The sequence below is a fragment of the Arcicella rosea genome (assembly GCF_040543805.1).
GTDB classification, from domain to species: Bacteria; Bacteroidota; Bacteroidia; order Cytophagales; family Spirosomataceae; genus Arcicella; species Arcicella rosea.
Map to the genome: position 1 here is coordinate 1 of NZ_JBEUMS010000027.1, position 18,282 is coordinate 18,282.

At 34.6% G+C, this 18,282-nt stretch carries 13 protein-coding genes; 10 read left to right on the forward strand and 3 right to left on the reverse strand.

The window, feature by feature from the left end; translation table 11 throughout:
• Window positions 1-520 precede the first annotated feature (520 nt).
• The gene (locus tag ABID42_RS23345) at window positions 521-2,002 is read left to right on the forward strand and encodes a c-type cytochrome domain-containing protein (protein WP_367285718.1); all 1,482 of its coding nucleotides are present in this window, start codon (window positions 521-523) and stop codon (window positions 2,000-2,002) included.
• Between the two features lie 303 nt (window positions 2,003-2,305).
• On the opposite strand, the gene ABID42_RS23350 is transcribed toward ABID42_RS23345, so the two are convergent.
• The 3 genes from ABID42_RS23350 to pckA form a co-directional block, all read right to left on the reverse strand.
• Window positions 2,306-3,706 (reverse strand): glycoside hydrolase family 30 protein, encoded by a 1,401-nt coding sequence (locus tag ABID42_RS23350; RefSeq protein ID WP_367285719.1) that lies wholly within the window; start codon window positions 3,704-3,706, stop codon window positions 2,306-2,308.
• Between the two features lie 129 nt (window positions 3,707-3,835).
• A complete protein-coding gene (gene fbp / locus ABID42_RS23355) occupies window positions 3,836-4,876 on the reverse strand; it encodes a class 1 fructose-bisphosphatase (protein ID WP_323255210.1) in 1,041 nt (346 codons plus the stop codon).
• Between the two features lie 122 nt (window positions 4,877-4,998).
• Window positions 4,999-6,579, reverse strand: a complete 1,581-nt coding sequence (gene pckA, locus ABID42_RS23360; protein ID WP_367285720.1) for a phosphoenolpyruvate carboxykinase (ATP) — start codon at window positions 6,577-6,579, stop codon at window positions 4,999-5,001.
• 305 nt (window positions 6,580-6,884) lie between these two features.
• Here pckA and ABID42_RS23365 point away from each other — a divergent pair, with 305 nt between their 5' ends.
• The 9 genes from ABID42_RS23365 (at window position 6,885) to ABID42_RS23405 (ending at window position 18,261) form a co-directional block, all read left to right on the forward strand.
• Window positions 6,885-8,375 carry a helix-turn-helix domain-containing protein gene (locus ABID42_RS23365; RefSeq protein ID WP_367285721.1) on the forward strand — a complete coding sequence of 497 codons (1,491 nt, stop codon included), beginning with the start codon at window positions 6,885-6,887 and terminating at the stop codon, window positions 8,373-8,375.
• A 283-nt stretch (window positions 8,376-8,658) separates the two neighbouring features.
• Complete coding sequence (locus ABID42_RS23370) at window positions 8,659-9,078, forward strand: IS1/IS1595 family N-terminal zinc-binding domain-containing protein (protein WP_323255216.1); 420 nt, start codon at window positions 8,659-8,661, stop codon at window positions 9,076-9,078.
• 338 nt (window positions 9,079-9,416) lie between these two features.
• Window positions 9,417-10,997 carry an MFS transporter gene (locus ABID42_RS23375; RefSeq protein ID WP_367285722.1) on the forward strand — a complete coding sequence of 527 codons (1,581 nt, stop codon included), beginning with the start codon at window positions 9,417-9,419 and terminating at the stop codon, window positions 10,995-10,997.
• Between the two features lie 47 nt (window positions 10,998-11,044).
• Entirely contained in the window at window positions 11,045-11,263 is a 219-nt protein-coding gene (locus ABID42_RS23380; protein ID WP_323255220.1) for a DUF6814 family protein, read from the forward strand.
• Between the two features lie 371 nt (window positions 11,264-11,634).
• A complete protein-coding gene (locus ABID42_RS23385) occupies window positions 11,635-11,850 on the forward strand; it encodes a hypothetical protein (RefSeq protein ID WP_323255222.1) in 216 nt (71 codons plus the stop codon).
• Window positions 11,843-14,551 (forward strand): ATP-binding protein, encoded by a 2,709-nt coding sequence (locus ABID42_RS23390; protein ID WP_367285723.1) that lies wholly within the window; start codon window positions 11,843-11,845, stop codon window positions 14,549-14,551. The genes ABID42_RS23385 and ABID42_RS23390 overlap by 8 nt, the downstream gene beginning before the upstream one ends.
• A gap of 41 nt (window positions 14,552-14,592) precedes the next feature.
• A complete protein-coding gene (locus ABID42_RS23395) occupies window positions 14,593-14,979 on the forward strand; it encodes a response regulator (protein ID WP_323255226.1) in 387 nt (128 codons plus the stop codon).
• Between the two features lie 260 nt (window positions 14,980-15,239).
• A complete protein-coding gene (gene acs / locus ABID42_RS23400) occupies window positions 15,240-17,141 on the forward strand; it encodes an acetate--CoA ligase (protein WP_435521493.1) in 1,902 nt (633 codons plus the stop codon).
• Window positions 17,142-17,703: 562 nt separating this feature from the next.
• Window positions 17,704-18,261, forward strand: a complete 558-nt coding sequence (locus ABID42_RS23405; protein ID WP_367285724.1) for a septal ring lytic transglycosylase RlpA family protein — start codon at window positions 17,704-17,706, stop codon at window positions 18,259-18,261.
• Window positions 18,262-18,282: the final 21 nt, after the last annotated feature.

The following is an 18,282-nucleotide window of genomic DNA, read 5'->3' on the forward strand; positions in this document are numbered from 1 at the left end:
TTTGAAGACAGAATTTCACAAGTTGATTTATTGAGTTAGGGGGCTAGCCCCCTAACTCAATAAATCAAATGACACAGTTTAATGAACACTCCCCAGTAAATCAGAGTCTTAACTCTCTAAAACTGTATTTTAACTCAGATTTTCTGTATTAGAGTACAGATTTAGTGAGCTGGAATACAGAAAATCTGAGTACCAGCTCGCCCACATTGAGTTATTACTCAATAAATCTGAGTTAAAGCTCACTCAAACTGTATTGAAGCTCAGAAAATCTGAGTACCAGCTCATCCACATTGAGTTAATACTCAATAAATGTGAGTTAAAGCTCACTCAAACTGAGTTAAAAGTCAGAAACACTCCCAAGAACTCACTTTTGTGTATTAAGGAATTTATGGATATTTCCTTCTTAACAACAATGGTCGGGAGACCATCCACGGAAACAAAATACTTTTACAAAGAGTAAATTTTAAGTAGAAAAAGCTTACAGTCTAAAGCCAATTGCTTTTTTCCAAAACAATAAACAATGATTTTATTACAAACCAATGCCCCGTCGGACTGGGCAATGTTTTTTGGGCATTTTCATCCTGTGGTTGTTCATTTACCCATCGGGATGTTGATGATTGCAGCGATTTTAGAAATTATTTCTCGTAAAAAAGGATTAACAGCCTTACAACCAGCCATTGCTCCGATTTTATTTTTAGGAATGATAACGGCTATTATTTCATGTATTTTTGGTTATTTACTTGCTAGTTCAGGCGAATACAGTGAAGAAACGCTGTTTTTGCATCAATGGATGGGCATTGGAGTTGCTTTGACTGCTTTAGCTGCTTGGTACATGAAAGTAAATTGGCAACAAGACCCAACCATGAAAAAGGCATACATGCCTGCCGTTTATTTGATTGTGATTTTATTAACTGGCACTGGCCATTTAGGCGGAAACATGACGCATGGTGAAGATTATCTTTATAGTTTTACGCCAGAGCCTTTTCGTTCTTTAGCGGGTTTACCACCACGAGAAAAAGGAAAATCTGGTGAAAAAAAGAAAATAGAAAACATCAACGAAGCATTGGTATATCAAGATATTGTAGCGCCAGTAATGGAACAAAAATGTTGGTCGTGCCATAATGCTAATAAAATAAAAGGTGGTTTGCGAATGGATACTCAGGAGCTTTTGATGAAAGGCGGTAAAAACGGAGTAATCATTAAAGGAAATGATGTTGCTAATAGTGAATTAATCAAGCGTTTATTATTGCCAGAAGAAGATGAGCATCACATGCCACCCAAAGGCAAAACGCCTTTGACTGAACAAGAAATTTCGCTTTTACATTGGTGGATTCAAAACGGAGCGGCTTTTGATAAAAAAGTAGCGCAACTAAAACCTGATGAAAAAGTAAAACCATTGTTAGCCTCCTTGGCAAGTGGGAGTGAAGGAAGTAATACGGCAACGGGAGGAGAAAGTATTTCAGCGGTTTTTAGTGAGAAAGTTTCTGAGGCTACAGAAAGTGATATTCAGAAACTATCAGCTATGAATGTTTTGGTCATGCCTGTTTCAAAAAGCCATAATTTTCTGGATGTCAATTTTGTGAATGCCCGAAACTTTGATGATTCAAAAATCAATCTCTTGACAAATTTATCAGAGCAAATTATTTGGTTGAAGCTTGGGAATACAAAAATTTCGGATAAATCATTAACTGAAATTGCTAAACTAAAACACCTCACACGTTTGCATTTAGAACATACAGCCATTACTGATGCTGGAATTGCTCAATTGAAAGATTTACAATTTTTAGAATACATTAATCTGTTTGATACACAAATAAGTGATGCTGGTCTGAAAGAATTAGCCAAGCTCAAAAACTTAAAGAAAGTATATTGCTGGCAAACAAAAGTTACGAAAGCTGGTGTAATAGCCTTACAAAAAGCCTTGCCAAACGTAGAAGTAAACATAGGTTGGGAAGATAAAGTCACAAAGTCTGATACCAATAAAGTAATCGCTCAGAAATAGTTTAGGAAACATGAGTTATCCAGAATTTTATAATCAAATAAAAAAGCGGTCGAAAAACTAATTTCGACCGCTTTTTTGTTTGATTACAGTTCCGTTAGGAACACTATATCGGTAGATATATCTTGTTTTAACTCCTTCAAGCCCCATCGGGGCGAAATATCTCGCCCCGATGGGGCTTAAAGGGATATTTTTACCATAAATAATGCTTCTACTACCGATATTTCGCCTCTCCGAGCCTATCTTGCTTTAATTTTATATAGATTTCTATTTTATGAAAAAATCGGATGGATTATTTCATAAAACCTACCAAACATAAGTAGCTACAACTCCAGCATCAAGTGTTTGAATCGCTTTTTTTCCTTGATAAGAAATATTGAATTTTTGTGCTTTATTACTTTCGTTTTGAACAATCAAAACCTTTTTGCCTGAAGGTGTTTTGAAAGCGACGTTGGGTAAACTTGCAGTTGTGTTAGAGAAAATTCGGACAGAATTGGGTCTTACAAACTTGGAAGCATGTGCTATAATGTAATAAGCTGGATTTCTGGTAATGCTATTTTTATCAATTGTAATTGCTCCCAAGCATTCTGTACATCCGCCTTCTGTGTGTGGATTTTGCTTTGGGTCGGCAGCTAAATTCCATTCTAATACTGTTTTGCACCAGTTTTTGGGCGCTCCGATGATGAGATTTTTTACATGCCAAGTTAAATCTCCTGAAAAATTTCCTGGACTGCCAATCCATTGTTCTGTAAAATATAAGTTTTTATCTGGATGGGCATTGTGTACATCCGACAATGTATTGATATAACCTCCGTACAAATGAAACGCAGAACCATCAATGTATTTTCTGGCTTCTAGGTCGTTCAAAATTGTGATTGGATAATCTGGACGATCGGCATTATGGTCATAAATGATGATTTTAGTATCCACTTTTGCCGCTTTGAAAATCGGACCTAAATGTCTTCTTACAAAAAGTCCTTGTTCTTCGGGCAACATCAATAAACTTGGATTATTTCCGGGATGAAGTGGTTCGTTCTGAACTGTCAAAGCATCAATTCTGATGCCTTCTTTTTTCATTTCTTGAATATACTTTAATAAATACTTCGCATAAGTAGAATAATATTCTGACTTTAAACTTCCTCCTTTTGAGCTTGCATTGCTTTTCATCCAAACTGGTGGCGACCAAGGCGAAGCAAGTATTTTAATTTCAGGATTAATTGCCAAAATTTGTTTTAATACAGGAATTAGATATTGTTGGTCGCCCGCCAAATTGAATTTCTTCAATTCTGGGTCGGTTTCTCCTTCAGGTAAATCATCATAAGAAAAAACATGATTATCTAAATCAGAAGCTCCTACACTGATTCTGAGATAACTAACGCCAATATTGGCATCATTCGTAGCAAAAAGTTCTTGCAATAAAGCGGCTCTTTCTTTGGTATTCATCTGGTTGATAAGCATGGCACTTCCTCCCGTCAAAGTAAAGCCAAAGCCATCCATTTTCTGGAAAACCTTACTTTCATCAATAATAATATTCGGTAAAGTATTATTGGTATATTCAAAATTGAAAGTTTTTGCTTGCTTCTTAAATAGAATAGATTCGTCTGAACTGGTTAGCCAAATTTCAGCGAATTGTTTTTGTGCTTGAATGTCAAAAAATGTTAGAAGATTTAAGCCAATGAAGAAGAGTATGTTGAATATAATTTTCATAAGAAAAAAGATTATTTTACACAGTATTAGATTTGTGTGCAAAATAATCTTTTTTACTGAGGAAGTAATATCCTGACTTGTCTGTTTTATTCAGAATAGCAATTTTGGATAAAAACGAATTGAAAATACTTAAAGTCCATTTTCCATTTGCTCCAGAATCAAAGCATGATACTTATCTAGATTGTCTTGTAATTTTAATAGTTGTTCTTTTGAACCCAAATAAGTAATATTTCTTTGATGAATGGATTCGGGGACAATGTCTAAAATATTTTGTGTACCATCGAATGACAAACCGCCTGCTTGTTCAATCACAAAAGCTAATGGATAGCATTCATAAAGTAAACGTAATTTTCCTTCTTTTGCTTTTCGGGTTGGAGGATACAAGTAAACGCCACCCTTTAATAAATTTCGATGAAAATCACCGACTAACGAACCAATATAACGAGCCATGCAGCCAGATTGCTTTCGCATATCCACAATAAAATCTTTGATAGGATTGGTGAATTCATCAAAATAAGCCTCGTTTACTGAATAGATTTTGCCATTTTCTGGCATTTTTATATCGGCATGTGAGAGGAAGTATTCTCCCAAAGAATTTTCATAAGTAAAGCCATTTACTCCTTTCCCTGTGGTATAAACCATAATCGTTGAAGAACCGTAAAGAATATAACCAGCTGCCACTTGCTTGCGTCCGCCTTGAAGAAAATCTTCCTCAACGGCAGGAGTACCAATTGGACTTACTCTTCTATAAATTGAAAAAATCGTTCCGATAGAAACATTTACATCAATATTAGAAGAACCGTCTAGCGGGTCCATTGCTACCACATATTTCGCATTAACATTACCTGTTTGAATAATTTCATCGTCTTCTTCAGAAAGAATTCCCACCACTTCGCCACCATTTACCAATGCTCTGATAAAACGAATATTGGCAATCATGTCTAGTTTTTGTTGGGCTTCACCCTGAATGTTCTCACTTCCTAAAGCACCCGTAATATCAATCAAGCCCGCTCGATTAATTTCACGATTGATGATTTTGGAGGCAAGTGCAATGTCTCTTAGCAATTGAGAAAGCTCTCCTTTGGCATAAGGAAAAGCCTCTTGTTGGCGATTGATAAATCTATCAAGCGTTGTTCCAACAGGTAAAGCAAGTGTCAGATTACTTTTCATATTCTAAAAGGGTTTATGTATGCGATATTTAGCTTTGAGCAATTGGCTGTGAGCTACGAACTTTTTACTTTTTATTATTTTAAAAATCTCATAGCTCAAGGCTCATAACTCATAGCTTAAAGCTATTTCCCACTAATTCTCAGATAGTTTTCTTCAAAAGATATTGACAGACTTCTCGCTTTTTGGTCATAAGCCTCTTTGTCTAACCACGTATTTTTAGGGTTAAGTAAATCTTTAGGCACATCTGTACACATTGTGGGCATTTCTAAACCAAATATATCATGTTTTATGAAATTTACATTGTCAAATTCACCTTTTAATGCAGCATGAATCATCGCACGAGTATATGGTAATTTAATGCGTGAACCTACACCATAGCCACCACCCGACCAGCCAGTATTAATTAACCAAACTTTAACATTGCCAGCCTCTAATTTTTCACCCAAAAGATTAGCGTACTTCAATGGATGAAGCGGTAAAAATGCAGCCCCAAAGCAAGCTGAAAAAGTAGCTTGTGGCTCTTTAATTCCCATTTCTGTACCTGCCAATTTTGAAGTATAACCTGCCACAAAGTAATACATGGCTTGTTCTATACTTAGTTTTGAAATAGGAGGTAATACACCAAAAGCATCTGCCGTTAAAAAGAAAATATTTTTTGGTGCATTGCCTACAGAAGGAATTGCTACATTCGGAATATAATGAATTGGGTAAGCTGTTCTTGTATTTTCTGTAACACTTTGATTGCTGTAATCTACACTTTTTGTGTTTTCTTTAAAGCGAGTATTTTCTAAAATTGACCCATAGTGAATCGCTCCAAAAATCTCAGGTTCTTGTTCTTCACTCAGATTGATTACTTTGGCATAACAACCTCCTTCAAAATTAAAAACCTGTTTGTCGTCCCAACCATGTTCGTCGTCGCCAATCAGATTTCTGTATGGGTCAGCAGAAAGTGTTGTTTTTCCAGTACCAGATAAACCAAAAAATAAAGCAGTGTCTCCGTCTTTCCCAATGTTGGCTGAACAGTGCATTGAAAGTACTTTTTTCTCTTCTGGCAAGATATAATTCAGTACCGTAAAGATGCCTTTTTTCATTTCACCAGCATAAGCTGTTCCGCCGATAAGGATGATTTTACGAGTGAAATCAATAATTGTAAAATTACTTTGACGAGTACCATCAATTTCAGGATTTGCTTCAAATTCTGGAATGTCTAAAATCGTCCATTCTGGTTCAAAGTGTGATAATTCATTTTCAGTTGGACGAATAAATAGATGATGGCAAAACAAATTATGCCAAGCTAAAGTATTTATCACCAAGATATTCATTTTATGTTCTGGTGCTGCACAAGCACAAGCGTAGCGTGCATAAAGCTTTTTGTTGGCAATAAATGTCAACATTTTTTGATAAAGTGCCTCAAATTTATCTGCTTCAAAAGCTTGATTGATTTCTCCCCAAGCCACAGTATCAGCAGTTTTGTCGTCATAGACTGTAAACTTGTCTTTTGGCGAACGTCCCGTGAACTTACCTGTATCGCACATAAATGCGCCTGTATCAGTAAGAGTGCCTTCTCCATTTTTTAAAGCTTCCTCAACCAAGGTTGAAACGCTGAGATTCAGTCGAATATCAGCATGAAGACTTAATAATGGGTGATTTACTTTTTGTTTAGCAGCTTTGCTAAAATCAGAAGTAAGGATGTCATGTTTCATGTTTGTAATTGTTAATTTGATCAAGACTCAAATAAAATTTAGAAGCATTCGAACGCATTGCAAAAGTAATTAGCGTAAAATTAAAAACAAGCGAAATTTCGCTAAAAATGAAAATAATTTACATTTTACGGTTTATTTTATATATAATATTTGAAAAGTATAAAATGTGAGTGCTTTTTTGAGCTTAGAAATGAATTTTACAGCAAAAATGTCAAATAAGAAATATTAAGCGAAAATTCGCTATTTTGCTTTTTTGGAGAAAATCTTTCAATAAATCTTATTAGCTTTGTGGAAATTATAAAGCGATGAGTGTGAATAGCGATAAAGTAAAAATAATTTTCGGGCTAAAAATCAGACAATTGCGTCTTGATAAAAAACTCTCTTTGAGCGAAGTCGCCGAAAAGTCTAAACTTTCAATTTCATATTTGAATGAAATCGAAAAAGGAAAAAAATATCCAAAAACAGAGAAAATAATGGCTTTGTCAGAAGCCTTAGAAATAGATTATGATTCATTGGTTTCGCTGAAATTGAGTAAGCAATTAGAACCTATTGCAGAATTACTCAATTCCAATATTCTAACGGAATTGCCCTTAGAAATTTTTGGAGTAGAACCTTCTGATTTTATCGAGTTGATGTCGGAAGCGCCAGCCAAAATCAGTGCATTTATCAGTACGATTATCGAAATCAGTAGGAATTACGATATGCGTGTGGAGCAGTTTTACTTTTCTGTATTGCGTTCATATCAAGAAATGTATGATAACTATTTTGACGATTTAGAGCAATCTGCCCAGCAATTCAGAAAGCTTTTTGAAATCTCGGCTACTACTTCACCTAATGAAAAACTATTAGCTGAAATTTTAGAAAACTTTTATGGCTACCGTATCGAAGAATTCTCAAAAGAACAATATCCCGAATTAGTTACGATTCGCTCTGTTTATAACCCAGCTACTTCTAAACTATTAATCAATAAAGATTTAAGTACCGAACAAAAAACGTTTACGTATGGTCGTGAAATAGGTTATCAGTTTTTACAACTTAAAAAAAGATCGAATATTTCATCCGTAATAGAAGTAGGTTCTTTTGAAGAAGTACTTAATAACTTTAGAGCATCTTATTTTGCGGGAGCGATTTTAATCAACAAAGATATTTTGATTGATAGGCTTACTTACTTTTTTGCTTCACCCAAATGGGACGAAAACATGTTGCTGAGCATCATGCGTTTGTTCAACGTAACGCCAGAAGTATTTATGCACAGGTTATCGAACTTGATGACAAGCCACTTCAAGATTAATAATCTTTTCTTTTTGCGTTTTAATAATCAGGTTGATGACGATTTGTTTTATTTAACTAAGGAAATGCACTTGGCAAAATTGCACACGCCTCACGGCACGGCATTGAGTGAGCATTATTGCAGAAGATGGAAGGCGCTCACTATTTTAAAAGATTTAGAGAAAATACAGAAAGAAGAAGGCTATGATGCCGAAGAAGTATTATGCAAAGCGCAAGTTTCTGAATACATAGACACGGGCAATCATTATTTGGTAATTTGTTTAGCGAAACCATCGCCACCTAATTTAAAAATGAATAGCAGCGTTACTTTGGGTTTTGCCATTGACGATAACCTGAAAAGTATGGTAAAATTTCTTCCAGATTCATCATTGATTCACCGAAAAGTAAACGAAACATGTGAGCGTTGCGGTGCAATGGACTGTACCGACAGAATGAAACCACCTTATGTATTGCAAAAACAACAAGCCAGAGAAAAAATTAAAGAGTCAATCGCAAAATTGAATTAAGCAAATCTTAGAAAATTTATTAAATCGACCAGAAGAATTTTAAGTGCTTGAAAATCAAATATGATTTCTATGTTATCCTTGAAAATCTTTGAAATGTACAAGGCTTTTGATGGTTTGTTGTACAAAAAGAATAAAATTTTGATATTCTGGATATTTCAGAATATAATTTTGAAATAAAAAGGTTTTTATTCTTTTTTCGGTTGAAAAAATAAGTTTCTTCAAGATGTTGTATTGTTGCTTAATTGATATATATTTGCTAAATATACTATATCGTATTATTTCTATGAAAAATCCAAATTGTCCTCGTTGCGACGCTCAAAATGTTACTAAAAGTGGCGTAATCAAAGAAAAACAACGTTTTAAATGTAAAGACTGCAATTATAATTTTACGGTTGAGAAACTAGGAAAAGGCATTTCGGCATATTACGTCATCAAAGCCTTACAATTATATATTGAAGGAGTAAGTTATCGTGAAATAGAGCGACTTTTGGGGGTTTCACACGTATCAGTAATGAATTGGGTAAAGAAATATCAAATCAAAATCCCTAAAAACTCAGATTATTATCCTACTTATAAGATTATGAATCACAAAGAGTTAGCTGCTTTTTATGCTGATAGAGAGAATTTGAGAGATTCTGGGATGATTGTAACTGAGCTTGGAGATAAATTTATGTTGATAAAGTGGGAGCGTTTGAAGCATTAATCTTTTACGCAACAAATTTTTTTTGGATATCATGGAAATGGGTTTAGAATATTTTTCTAAACCCATTTTTTATGTAAACTATACTTAAATACCGTTACTATACCAATACTATTGACTGTATAGCTTTTTTTGTGACCTTTGGATTTTGTGCTTGTACAATAAAAACACGTTAAAGTACAAATAAGCCTTCGATTTTGAAACATGATTATCAGATTTTGACAATCGAAATACACAGCTTTAATCAATAAGAATAATTTTAGCTTGAATAACCGAAATCTTAAATCCAACATCCCAAATAAAGATATTCACTCAATCAAAACCCCTTATCTATAAACACTATGTCAGAACACACAGTAAAAAAAACATCCACTAAAGCACTCGCCGCCATTATTGGGGCATCATCAGTAGGAACACTCATCGAATGGTACGATTTTTATATATTCGGAAGTTTAGCAACAATTATTTCAACACAATTTTTCCCGAAAGATAATCCCACAGCAGCTTTTCTTTCAACTTTAGCCACTTTTGCTGCAGGTTTTGTAGTTCGTCCTTTTGGCGCATTATTCTTTGGTCGCTTAGGCGATTTGATTGGTCGAAAATATACTTTTATGGTTACTTTGGTGTTGATGGGCGGAGCAACTTTTGCCATTGGATTAGTACCAAAATATGAAACAATTGGTTTTTTTGCGCCATTAATTGTATTGATTCTTAGATTGTTACAAGGTTTGGCACTTGGCGGAGAATACGGTGGTGCAGCCACTTATGTAGCCGAACACTCGCCAGCAAATGCAAGAGGTTTTTGGACTTCATGGATTCAAATTACCGCTACAGCAGGTTTGTTTATTTCTTTAGGAGTAATCTTGTTAACCAAAAATTCGATGTCGAAAGAATCATGGGAAGATTGGGGCTGGAGAATCCCATTTATGGTTTCCATCATCATGGTTTATGTTTCTGTCTTGATTCGTAAAAACATGTCGGAATCGCCTCTTTTTGCCAAAGCTAAAGCCGAAGGGAAAACATCAACCAATCCATTGAAAGAGTCATTTGGTAATAAATTGAATTTCAAATTTGTCTTGTTAGCACTTTTTGGAGCAACAATGGGGCAAGGCGTAGTTTGGTACACAGGTCAGTTTTACGCACAAACATTTTTGTTGAAAATCATGAACGTGGATTTCGACCAAGCCAATACTTTGTTAATCATTGCCTTGATTATGGGTACGCCTTTGTTTGTATTTTTTGGTTGGTTATCCGATAAAGTAGGTCGCAAGCCAATCATGTTAGCAGGTTTATTATTGGCTATTTTCGCTTATCGCCCGATTTACGAAAAAATGTATCAAACCGCTAATTTGAAAAATAAAGAAGAAATTACGGCTCAAACAAAAGTAGCAATAAAAGCAACTTTGTTTGCTAATTCAAGTACAGATTCATTAATTACCACAACAACCAATAAATTTTATACCGACGGAACTACTTATAAAGAAGTAAAAAAACAGACAATTTTAGCAGGCAAAGTTGAATCAGAACAACCAAAAGCAGAAGTAGCCAAAACTGTTAAAATCAATGACAGCGATTTATGGACACTCGTTTGGTTGGTTTTTGTACAATTGGTTTTTGTAACGATGGCTTACGGGCCAATTGCCGCTTTCTTGGTAGAAATGTTTCCAGTAAAAATTCGCTATACTTCAATGTCGTTGCCATATCATATTGGTAACGGAGTATTCGGAGGACTGATGCCAGCGATTGCTACTTACTTAGTAACCAAAGCAAAAGATGCGAATGACGTTGCTGAAAAAGCAGGTGAAGCCATCAAAAATACGCAACCATATTTAGAAGGTTTGAACTACCCAATTTTAATTGCAGGAGTATGTTTTGTGATTGGTTTATTGTACATCAAAGAAGACAGAAGTATCAGAGATTAAATATTTTAAGGCTGAAATTAATTTTAAACATATTTTCATAAAAAGACATGAACGGAATTAAAAGAATATTAGGTATCGTTTGGATACTCTTAGGTTTAGCAACAGCTTACTTTGGAATTTATGAATTAGGCATTCCGAAATTTGCTTCGGGAAATCAAGAAGATTTGGTGTTTGGTATCATCATTATGATTATTCTTACTCCAATTATCACAGGGGGATTATTGATTTTTGGAAAGTACGCACTTTCTGGAGAATACGATAATTAAAATATAAAATTTTATTATTTATTCGTGGTTTATCTCGAATTTTAACCATAAAAAAGGGGTCTAAAAACTAATTTCGCCCCCTTTTTGTGATTGAGAGACATCGAATTCCTACTGTTTGAGCGGAGCGAGTTTAGGAATTCTTGATTTTCTTTTGTTACTTTTCTTTTATCAAGAAAAGAAAAGTAACAAAAGACGATAATAAATATAAATCCTCTAAAACTCGCTATTTTATGAGAAAATTCGAAATAAGCCAATTTTTGACTATAAAAAATTAGCAAGTATAGTTCTTTCTTTCTGAGAAGAGTTAAATTTTTACCCTAAATTGTGATAAAATTAATACTCAATCCAAAGGTTAAAATCTTTAGTCATTCATGAAAGAAAAGTTAAAAAATCAAAAACTTTTGGTACTTGGAATCGTATTTATGATTCTCTTTAACTTTCCTATTTTATCAATTGTTAACCACGATACAAAGATTAAAGGCATTCCAACACTTTATTTTTATGTTTTTACAATTTGGATATTATTCATTGGCATAATTTACTGGAGCCTCCGCAACGAAGAGCAAGAAATTAATAAAGATGAATAGTGTAGTATTAATATTGACTTCATTACTCTATTTGGTTTTCCTTTTTGGAGTAGCTTATTGGGCTGAACAACGTTCTGCCAAAGGCAAAAGTATTGTTAATAATCCATACATTTATGCACTATCGTTGGCAGTTTATTGTACCGCTTGGACTTTCTACGGCTCAGTGGGCAGAGCAGTAACTAATGGAATCGAGTTCATTTCAGTGTATATAGGTCCATCTTTAATGATGCCTTTGTGGTGGATTGTACTTCGTAAAATTATCAGAATCTGTAAAGTACAGCGCATTACTTCAATCGCCGATTTTATTTCTTCACGCTATGGTAAAAATGCCACTTTAGGCGTAATTGTAACGATTATCTGTATTTTGGGCATTTTGCCCTATATCGCTATTCAACTCAAAGCCATTTCAAATAGCTTTTTGATTGTGGCAAAAACTTCTGGCGAAATCAATACCGAGAACTTTTTTGTAGGAGATTTAGCTTTTTACATTACCATTTTACTCTCAATTTTTACCATCATTTTTGGTACACGCACCATCGATTCTACCGAACGTCACGAAGGAATGGTTACCGCCATCGCCGCAGAATCTATCATAAAATTGGTAGCTTTTTTACTCGTTGGTATTTTTGTTAGCTATTTTATTTTCGATGGCATTACAGATATTTTTCAAAAAGCTTCCAATATTCCAGCACTTCATAAAGTTTTTGTGTTTCATTCTGAACAAGATACTGCTGGTTGGTTTTGGCATTTATTGTTGTCGATGATGGCAATTATGTTTTTACCACGCCAATTTCAGGTTTCTGTCATTGAAAATGTGGATGAAAAACACCTGAACAAAGCATTATGGCTTTTCCCATTATATTTATTGTTGATAAATATTTTTGTAATTCCGATTGCGATGGGAGGCGTATTATTATTCCCGAACCATACTATCAATCCAGATGAATATGTGTTGGCGATTCCTCTAAAATTCAATCAACCCTTTATTACTTTATTTACTTATATCGGTGGTTTTTCAGCGGGTACAAGTATGATTATTGTGGAAACAATTGCGCTTAGTGTAATGATTTCCAATAATTTAGTAATGCCCGTAATCCTAAAAAGTGCTTATTTACAAGAGAAATTAGCTGGAAATTTAAGCTTATTAGTAAAGACAATTCGACGTGCTTCCATCGTCTTGATTCTTTTAATGGCGTATTTATATTACAAAACCATTGCCGAACATTACTCTTTGGTTTCAAATGGAATGGTTTCGTTTGCAGCAGTTTCTCAGTTTGCACCAGCCATTATTGGAGGAATTTTTTGGAAAAATGGTACACAAAAAGGAGCATTAATGGGTTTGTTGGTAGGCGTATTGATTTGGTTTTATACATTGGTATTGCCTTCAATGGTCGGAGCTGGTTTCTTCCCGCAGTCTGTAATTGACCAAGGTTTTATGGGTTTTTCTGCCTTAAAACCTTTAGCATTATTTGGATTAGAAGGCATGGATAGCATTTCTCATGGCTTGTTTTGGAGTTTACTCTTGAATATCTTTTGCTACGTTTGTTTTTCACTTAACAGTCATCAAAGTTCGATAGAGCATAATCAAGCAGTAATTTTTGTCGATATTTTCGAATATTCCGAACAAGTAGAAAGTCCAACAATTTGGCGAGGAACTGCCTATTTTTCTGATATTCAGTTGTTGCTAAGTAATTTTCTCGGAGAAAAAAGAGCAGAGAAAATATTAAAACTCTATGCACAAAAGCATAAAATCCGATTGACTTCCGAGATAGCTGAACCGCAAATGGTTAGTTATGTTGAAAAATTATTAGCTGGAATTGTTGGAACGGCTTCTGCCAGAATCATGATTTCTTCCGTTTCAAAAGAAGAAAAAATTTCAACAGAAGAAGTAATCAGTATTTTAAAATCTTCACAAAGCTTATTGTCGGCTAATAAAGAGCTCAAACGTAAATCGGTCGCTTTAGAAAAAGCAACGACAGAATTAAAAGAAGCGAACGAAATACTTCAAAAAACAGACAAACTCAAAGACGATTTCCTTTCAACGGTAGCTCATGAAATCAGAACGCCACTTACTTCGATTAGAGCTTTATCTGAAATCGTTTTTGATAATCCAGAAATGGATTTAAGTGAAAGAGAACACTTTTTAGGAACAGTCGTAAAAGAATCTGACCGACTTAGCCGATTAATCAACCAAGTACTTGATTTAGAAAAATACGAATCTGGAAAGCAAAAGTTGATTTTGGAGGATGTTGATATTCAGGAGGTTGTAAAAGATTCTATTGATGCGCTTTATCAGCAAGCGAAAGAAAAAGAGATAAAAGTAATCTTTATGCCGGATCGTTTTACACCAAGATTTGAAGCCGATAGAGATAAATTAATACAAGTAGTGGTGAATCTTTTATCGAACGCCATTAAATATTGTGAGCCACAAAAGGGAGAGATTATTTTAGCCACACATTATGCAGAAGGCTGTGTTTATACCAGTGTTCATGATAATGGTGTTGGTATTGATAAGAATTTTCAACGATTAATTTTCGATAAATTTTTCCAAGCTGAAGACCAAACTATTAAAAAACCAAAAGGAAGTGGTTTGGGTTTAGCCATTTCAAAAAAGATTATAGCATTACACAACGGACAAATCTGGGTAGAAAGCCAAGTAGGAAAAGGATCAAAATTCACCTTTTCGATACCCGTCGTTTAGATTACCATAAAGAAAATCAACATTTACTTATTTTATACGATATGAAAAAGACAATAAAAGTATTAATCGTTGATGACGAACCTAGCATTTTGATGTCTCTTGAATTTTTAATGAAGAAAGAAGGCTACAGTGTTTTCATCGCACGTGATGGCTCCGAAGCCTTAGAAATTATTGAAAAAGAAGTGCCTTCCATCATTCTATTAGATATTATGATGCCCCATGTAGATGGCTATGAAGTATGCCGACTTATCAAAGAAAGTATTCGTTTTCAACATATTAAAATCGTTTTTTTAAGTGCTAAAAATAAAGAAGCTGATATTGAAAAAGGATATTTAATTGGGGCGGATTTATATGTTTCTAAACCTTTTTCTACTCGTACTTTAGTGGCAAAAATCAATACATTAGCATTGGGAATTGTTTCAAATTAAGAAAGGGTGAATGTTGATGTATGGATTTTTACTTATAGATAGCATGAAAAACTAATTTCAGTCAAATTGGGCTTATATTATGATAAAAGTTCAAAATATCAATTGAAAAGCTATACTTTGTTTAGTAAAGATAGCTATATTTTTTTAGCGTAAAACCTGTAAAACAGTATTCAAATAAAAAAAATGTCTTGTACTTTTACAGTAGAAAATATTAAAATCTGAAGCAATTCAATACCAACTCAATTTCTAATATCCGATTAATGATGAATTTACAAATTAGCTCCTTTGATGATTACGAATCAGCATATAACCATTCAGTTTCAGACCCTGAAAGTTTCTGGGCTGAAATAGCACAAAATTTTCAATGGCGTAAACCTTGGAAAAAAACATTAGAATGGGATTTTACGACAGGAACAACCAAATGGTTTGCTGGCGGTAAAATGAATATTACTGAAAATGCTTTAGACCGCCATTTGGCTACTCGTGGCGACCAGCCCGCTATCATTTGGGAATCTAATGACCCACAAGAAGAGTCAATAACGCTTACTTACAAAATGCTTCATCAAAGAGTTTGTCAGTTTGCGAATGTGTTGAAAAAGCATGGAGCTAAAAAAGGAGATAGGATTTGTATTTATATGCCAATGATTCCAGAATTGGCAATTGCTGTATTGGCTTGTGCTAGAATTGGAGCTATACATTCAGTGGTTTTTGGAGGTTTTTCTTCGCAATCAATCGCCGACCGTATTAATGATGCACAATGTAATATCGTGATTACTTCTGATGGTTCTTTCCGTGGCAATAAAGAAATTGGCTTGAAATCTACGGTGGACGATGCTTTGATTCAATGTCCATCAGTGCAAAAAGTAATTGTTTCTACTCGTACTCGCACACCAGTTTCAATGCTAAAAGGGCGTGACGTTTGGTGGGAAAATGAAGTAAAAACAGTTTCATCTGACTGTCCAGCAGAAGAAATGGATGCAGAAGATATGCTTTTCATTCTTTATACTTCTGGTTCAACAGGTAAACCAAAAGGCGTTGTACATACTTGTGGAGGCTACATGGTTTATACCACTTATACTTTTGCGAATGTTTTCCAATATCAACCCGGACAAGTACATTTTTGTACGGCAGATATTGGCTGGATTACTGGTCACTCATATATCGTTTATGGACCATTATGTTATGGCGCTACTTCATTGATGTTTGAAGGCGTACCAACGTATCCAGATGCTGGACGTTTCTGGGATGTGATTGATAAACATAAAGTAGATATTTTATATACCGCACCAACTGCGATTCGCTCGTTAATGGGTTTTGGACTTGACTACGTAAATGGGAAAGATTTAAGTTCATTGAAAGTATTAGGTTCGGTAGGAGAGCCAATTAACGAAGAAGCTTGGCATTGGTATAACGATCATATTGGTAAAGGAAAATCTCCGATTGTAGATACTTGGTGGCAAACAGAAACGGGAGGGATTTTGATTTCTCCAATTGCTGGCATTACCAAAACGAAGCCTTCGTATGCTACTTTACCTTTACCGGGCGTTCAACCAATTTTGGTAGATGAAAAAGGAGAGGAGATTGTCGGAAATGGCGTTTCTGGAAATTTATGTATTAAATTCCCTTGGCCGGGTATTATTCGTACTACTTATGGCGACCACGAACGTTGTATCCAAACATACTTCTCTACTTATAAAAACCTTTATTTTACTGGTGATGGTTGTATGCGTGATGAAGATGGATATTACAGAATCACAGGTCGTGTGGATGATGTAATCAATGTTTCTGGGCATAGAATTGGTACGGCAGAAGTTGAAAATGCCATTAATATGCACTTGGGTGTGGTAGAATCTGCGGTGGTTGGTTATCCGCATGACATTAAAGGACAAGGCATTTATGCTTATGTAATTTGTGAAAAATCGACAGGACATGATTCTGATTTAACACGTAGAGATATTTTAGCAACTGTTACTCGTGTAATTGGACCAATTGCTAAACCTGATAAAATTCAATTTGTGAGTGGTTTACCTAAAACTCGTTCAGGTAAAATCATGAGAAGAATTTTAAGAAAAGTAGCGGAAGGAGAAACTTCAAATTTAGGCGATACTTCTACTTTGCTAGACCCAAGCGTAGTGGATGAAATCAGAGAAGGAGCTTTGTAATAGATTACTGGTATGTTGAATGAAGAGGTTTCGTTAAAAGCGAGACCTCTTTTTTATGCAATGAGATTCAAAAATCTTTTATGTTAATTTTTGTTAAGAGCAGTTAGATTTAACATGGTCGAAACTTTTAGACATAATCGCTTCATCAACAAGCCTTTTATTTTGTTAATGATGGAATGAATATTTGAAATGTGCTGATAATCAGTTAATTTGTGTAAGATTTGGGCTAAGTATTTTTTTGGGAATTATTAATAAAAGATGATTTTAATCGTCTTTTTAAAACTTAGCGAGCGTTTTAGTTAGGGAATGTAAGGGATAGACCCTCCTTTTTTTGGATAAAAATGTGTAAATTGCACCCTTGATTTATCAAAAGCTATTTGAAAAAGTAGAAATTGATGAATTTTTCTTACAATTTTTTAAGGTTTAAGTTAACGTTAGCGTACCTGAATATTAAATGATTGTTTCACGAAACCCTTATTGTAAAACGATTTGATATAATCATTTTCAATATCAATTGTACTACATAGTTAGGCTTTTGCGGTAGGTTTCTAAATATGTTATTATGATTTTAAAAACAGTTTTCCTACTTTTTACTGCCACGGTTACTGCATTTACGACTCCTTCCAAACCGAAAAAAACGATTAGTGGAAAGATTTCATATTATGCAAGTAAGTTTGAAGGACGAAAAACTTCTAGCGGTCAACGTTACAAAGCTAACCGCAGAACGGCTGCCCACAAATCGCTTCCATTCGGTACTTTATTAGAAGTAACCAATAAGGAAAATGGGAATGTGACCATCGTAAAAGTAAACGATAGAGGTCCACACAGTAGAGGAAGAATTTTAGATGTATCTTATGCGGCGGCGAAAGATTTAGGATTAATTGGCAAAGGAACAGCTTCTGTAGCGATTAAAGTACTCTCATTTGGTGATGGCGTCCTTAGCCTGAATGAGGAAGAAGAAGTACCATTAATTGCCAAAGACACCACACAACAAATATCAATGGTTGATATACTTCTTAGTAAAAAACCAATGTATATGATGGTTGTAAAAGATTCAAATGGAAGAATCAGGTTAGATTCAACAGCAATCAGACCTTTAAATCTTGGCATTAAGGAATAACAAAAAAGGCTTCGCAATTTG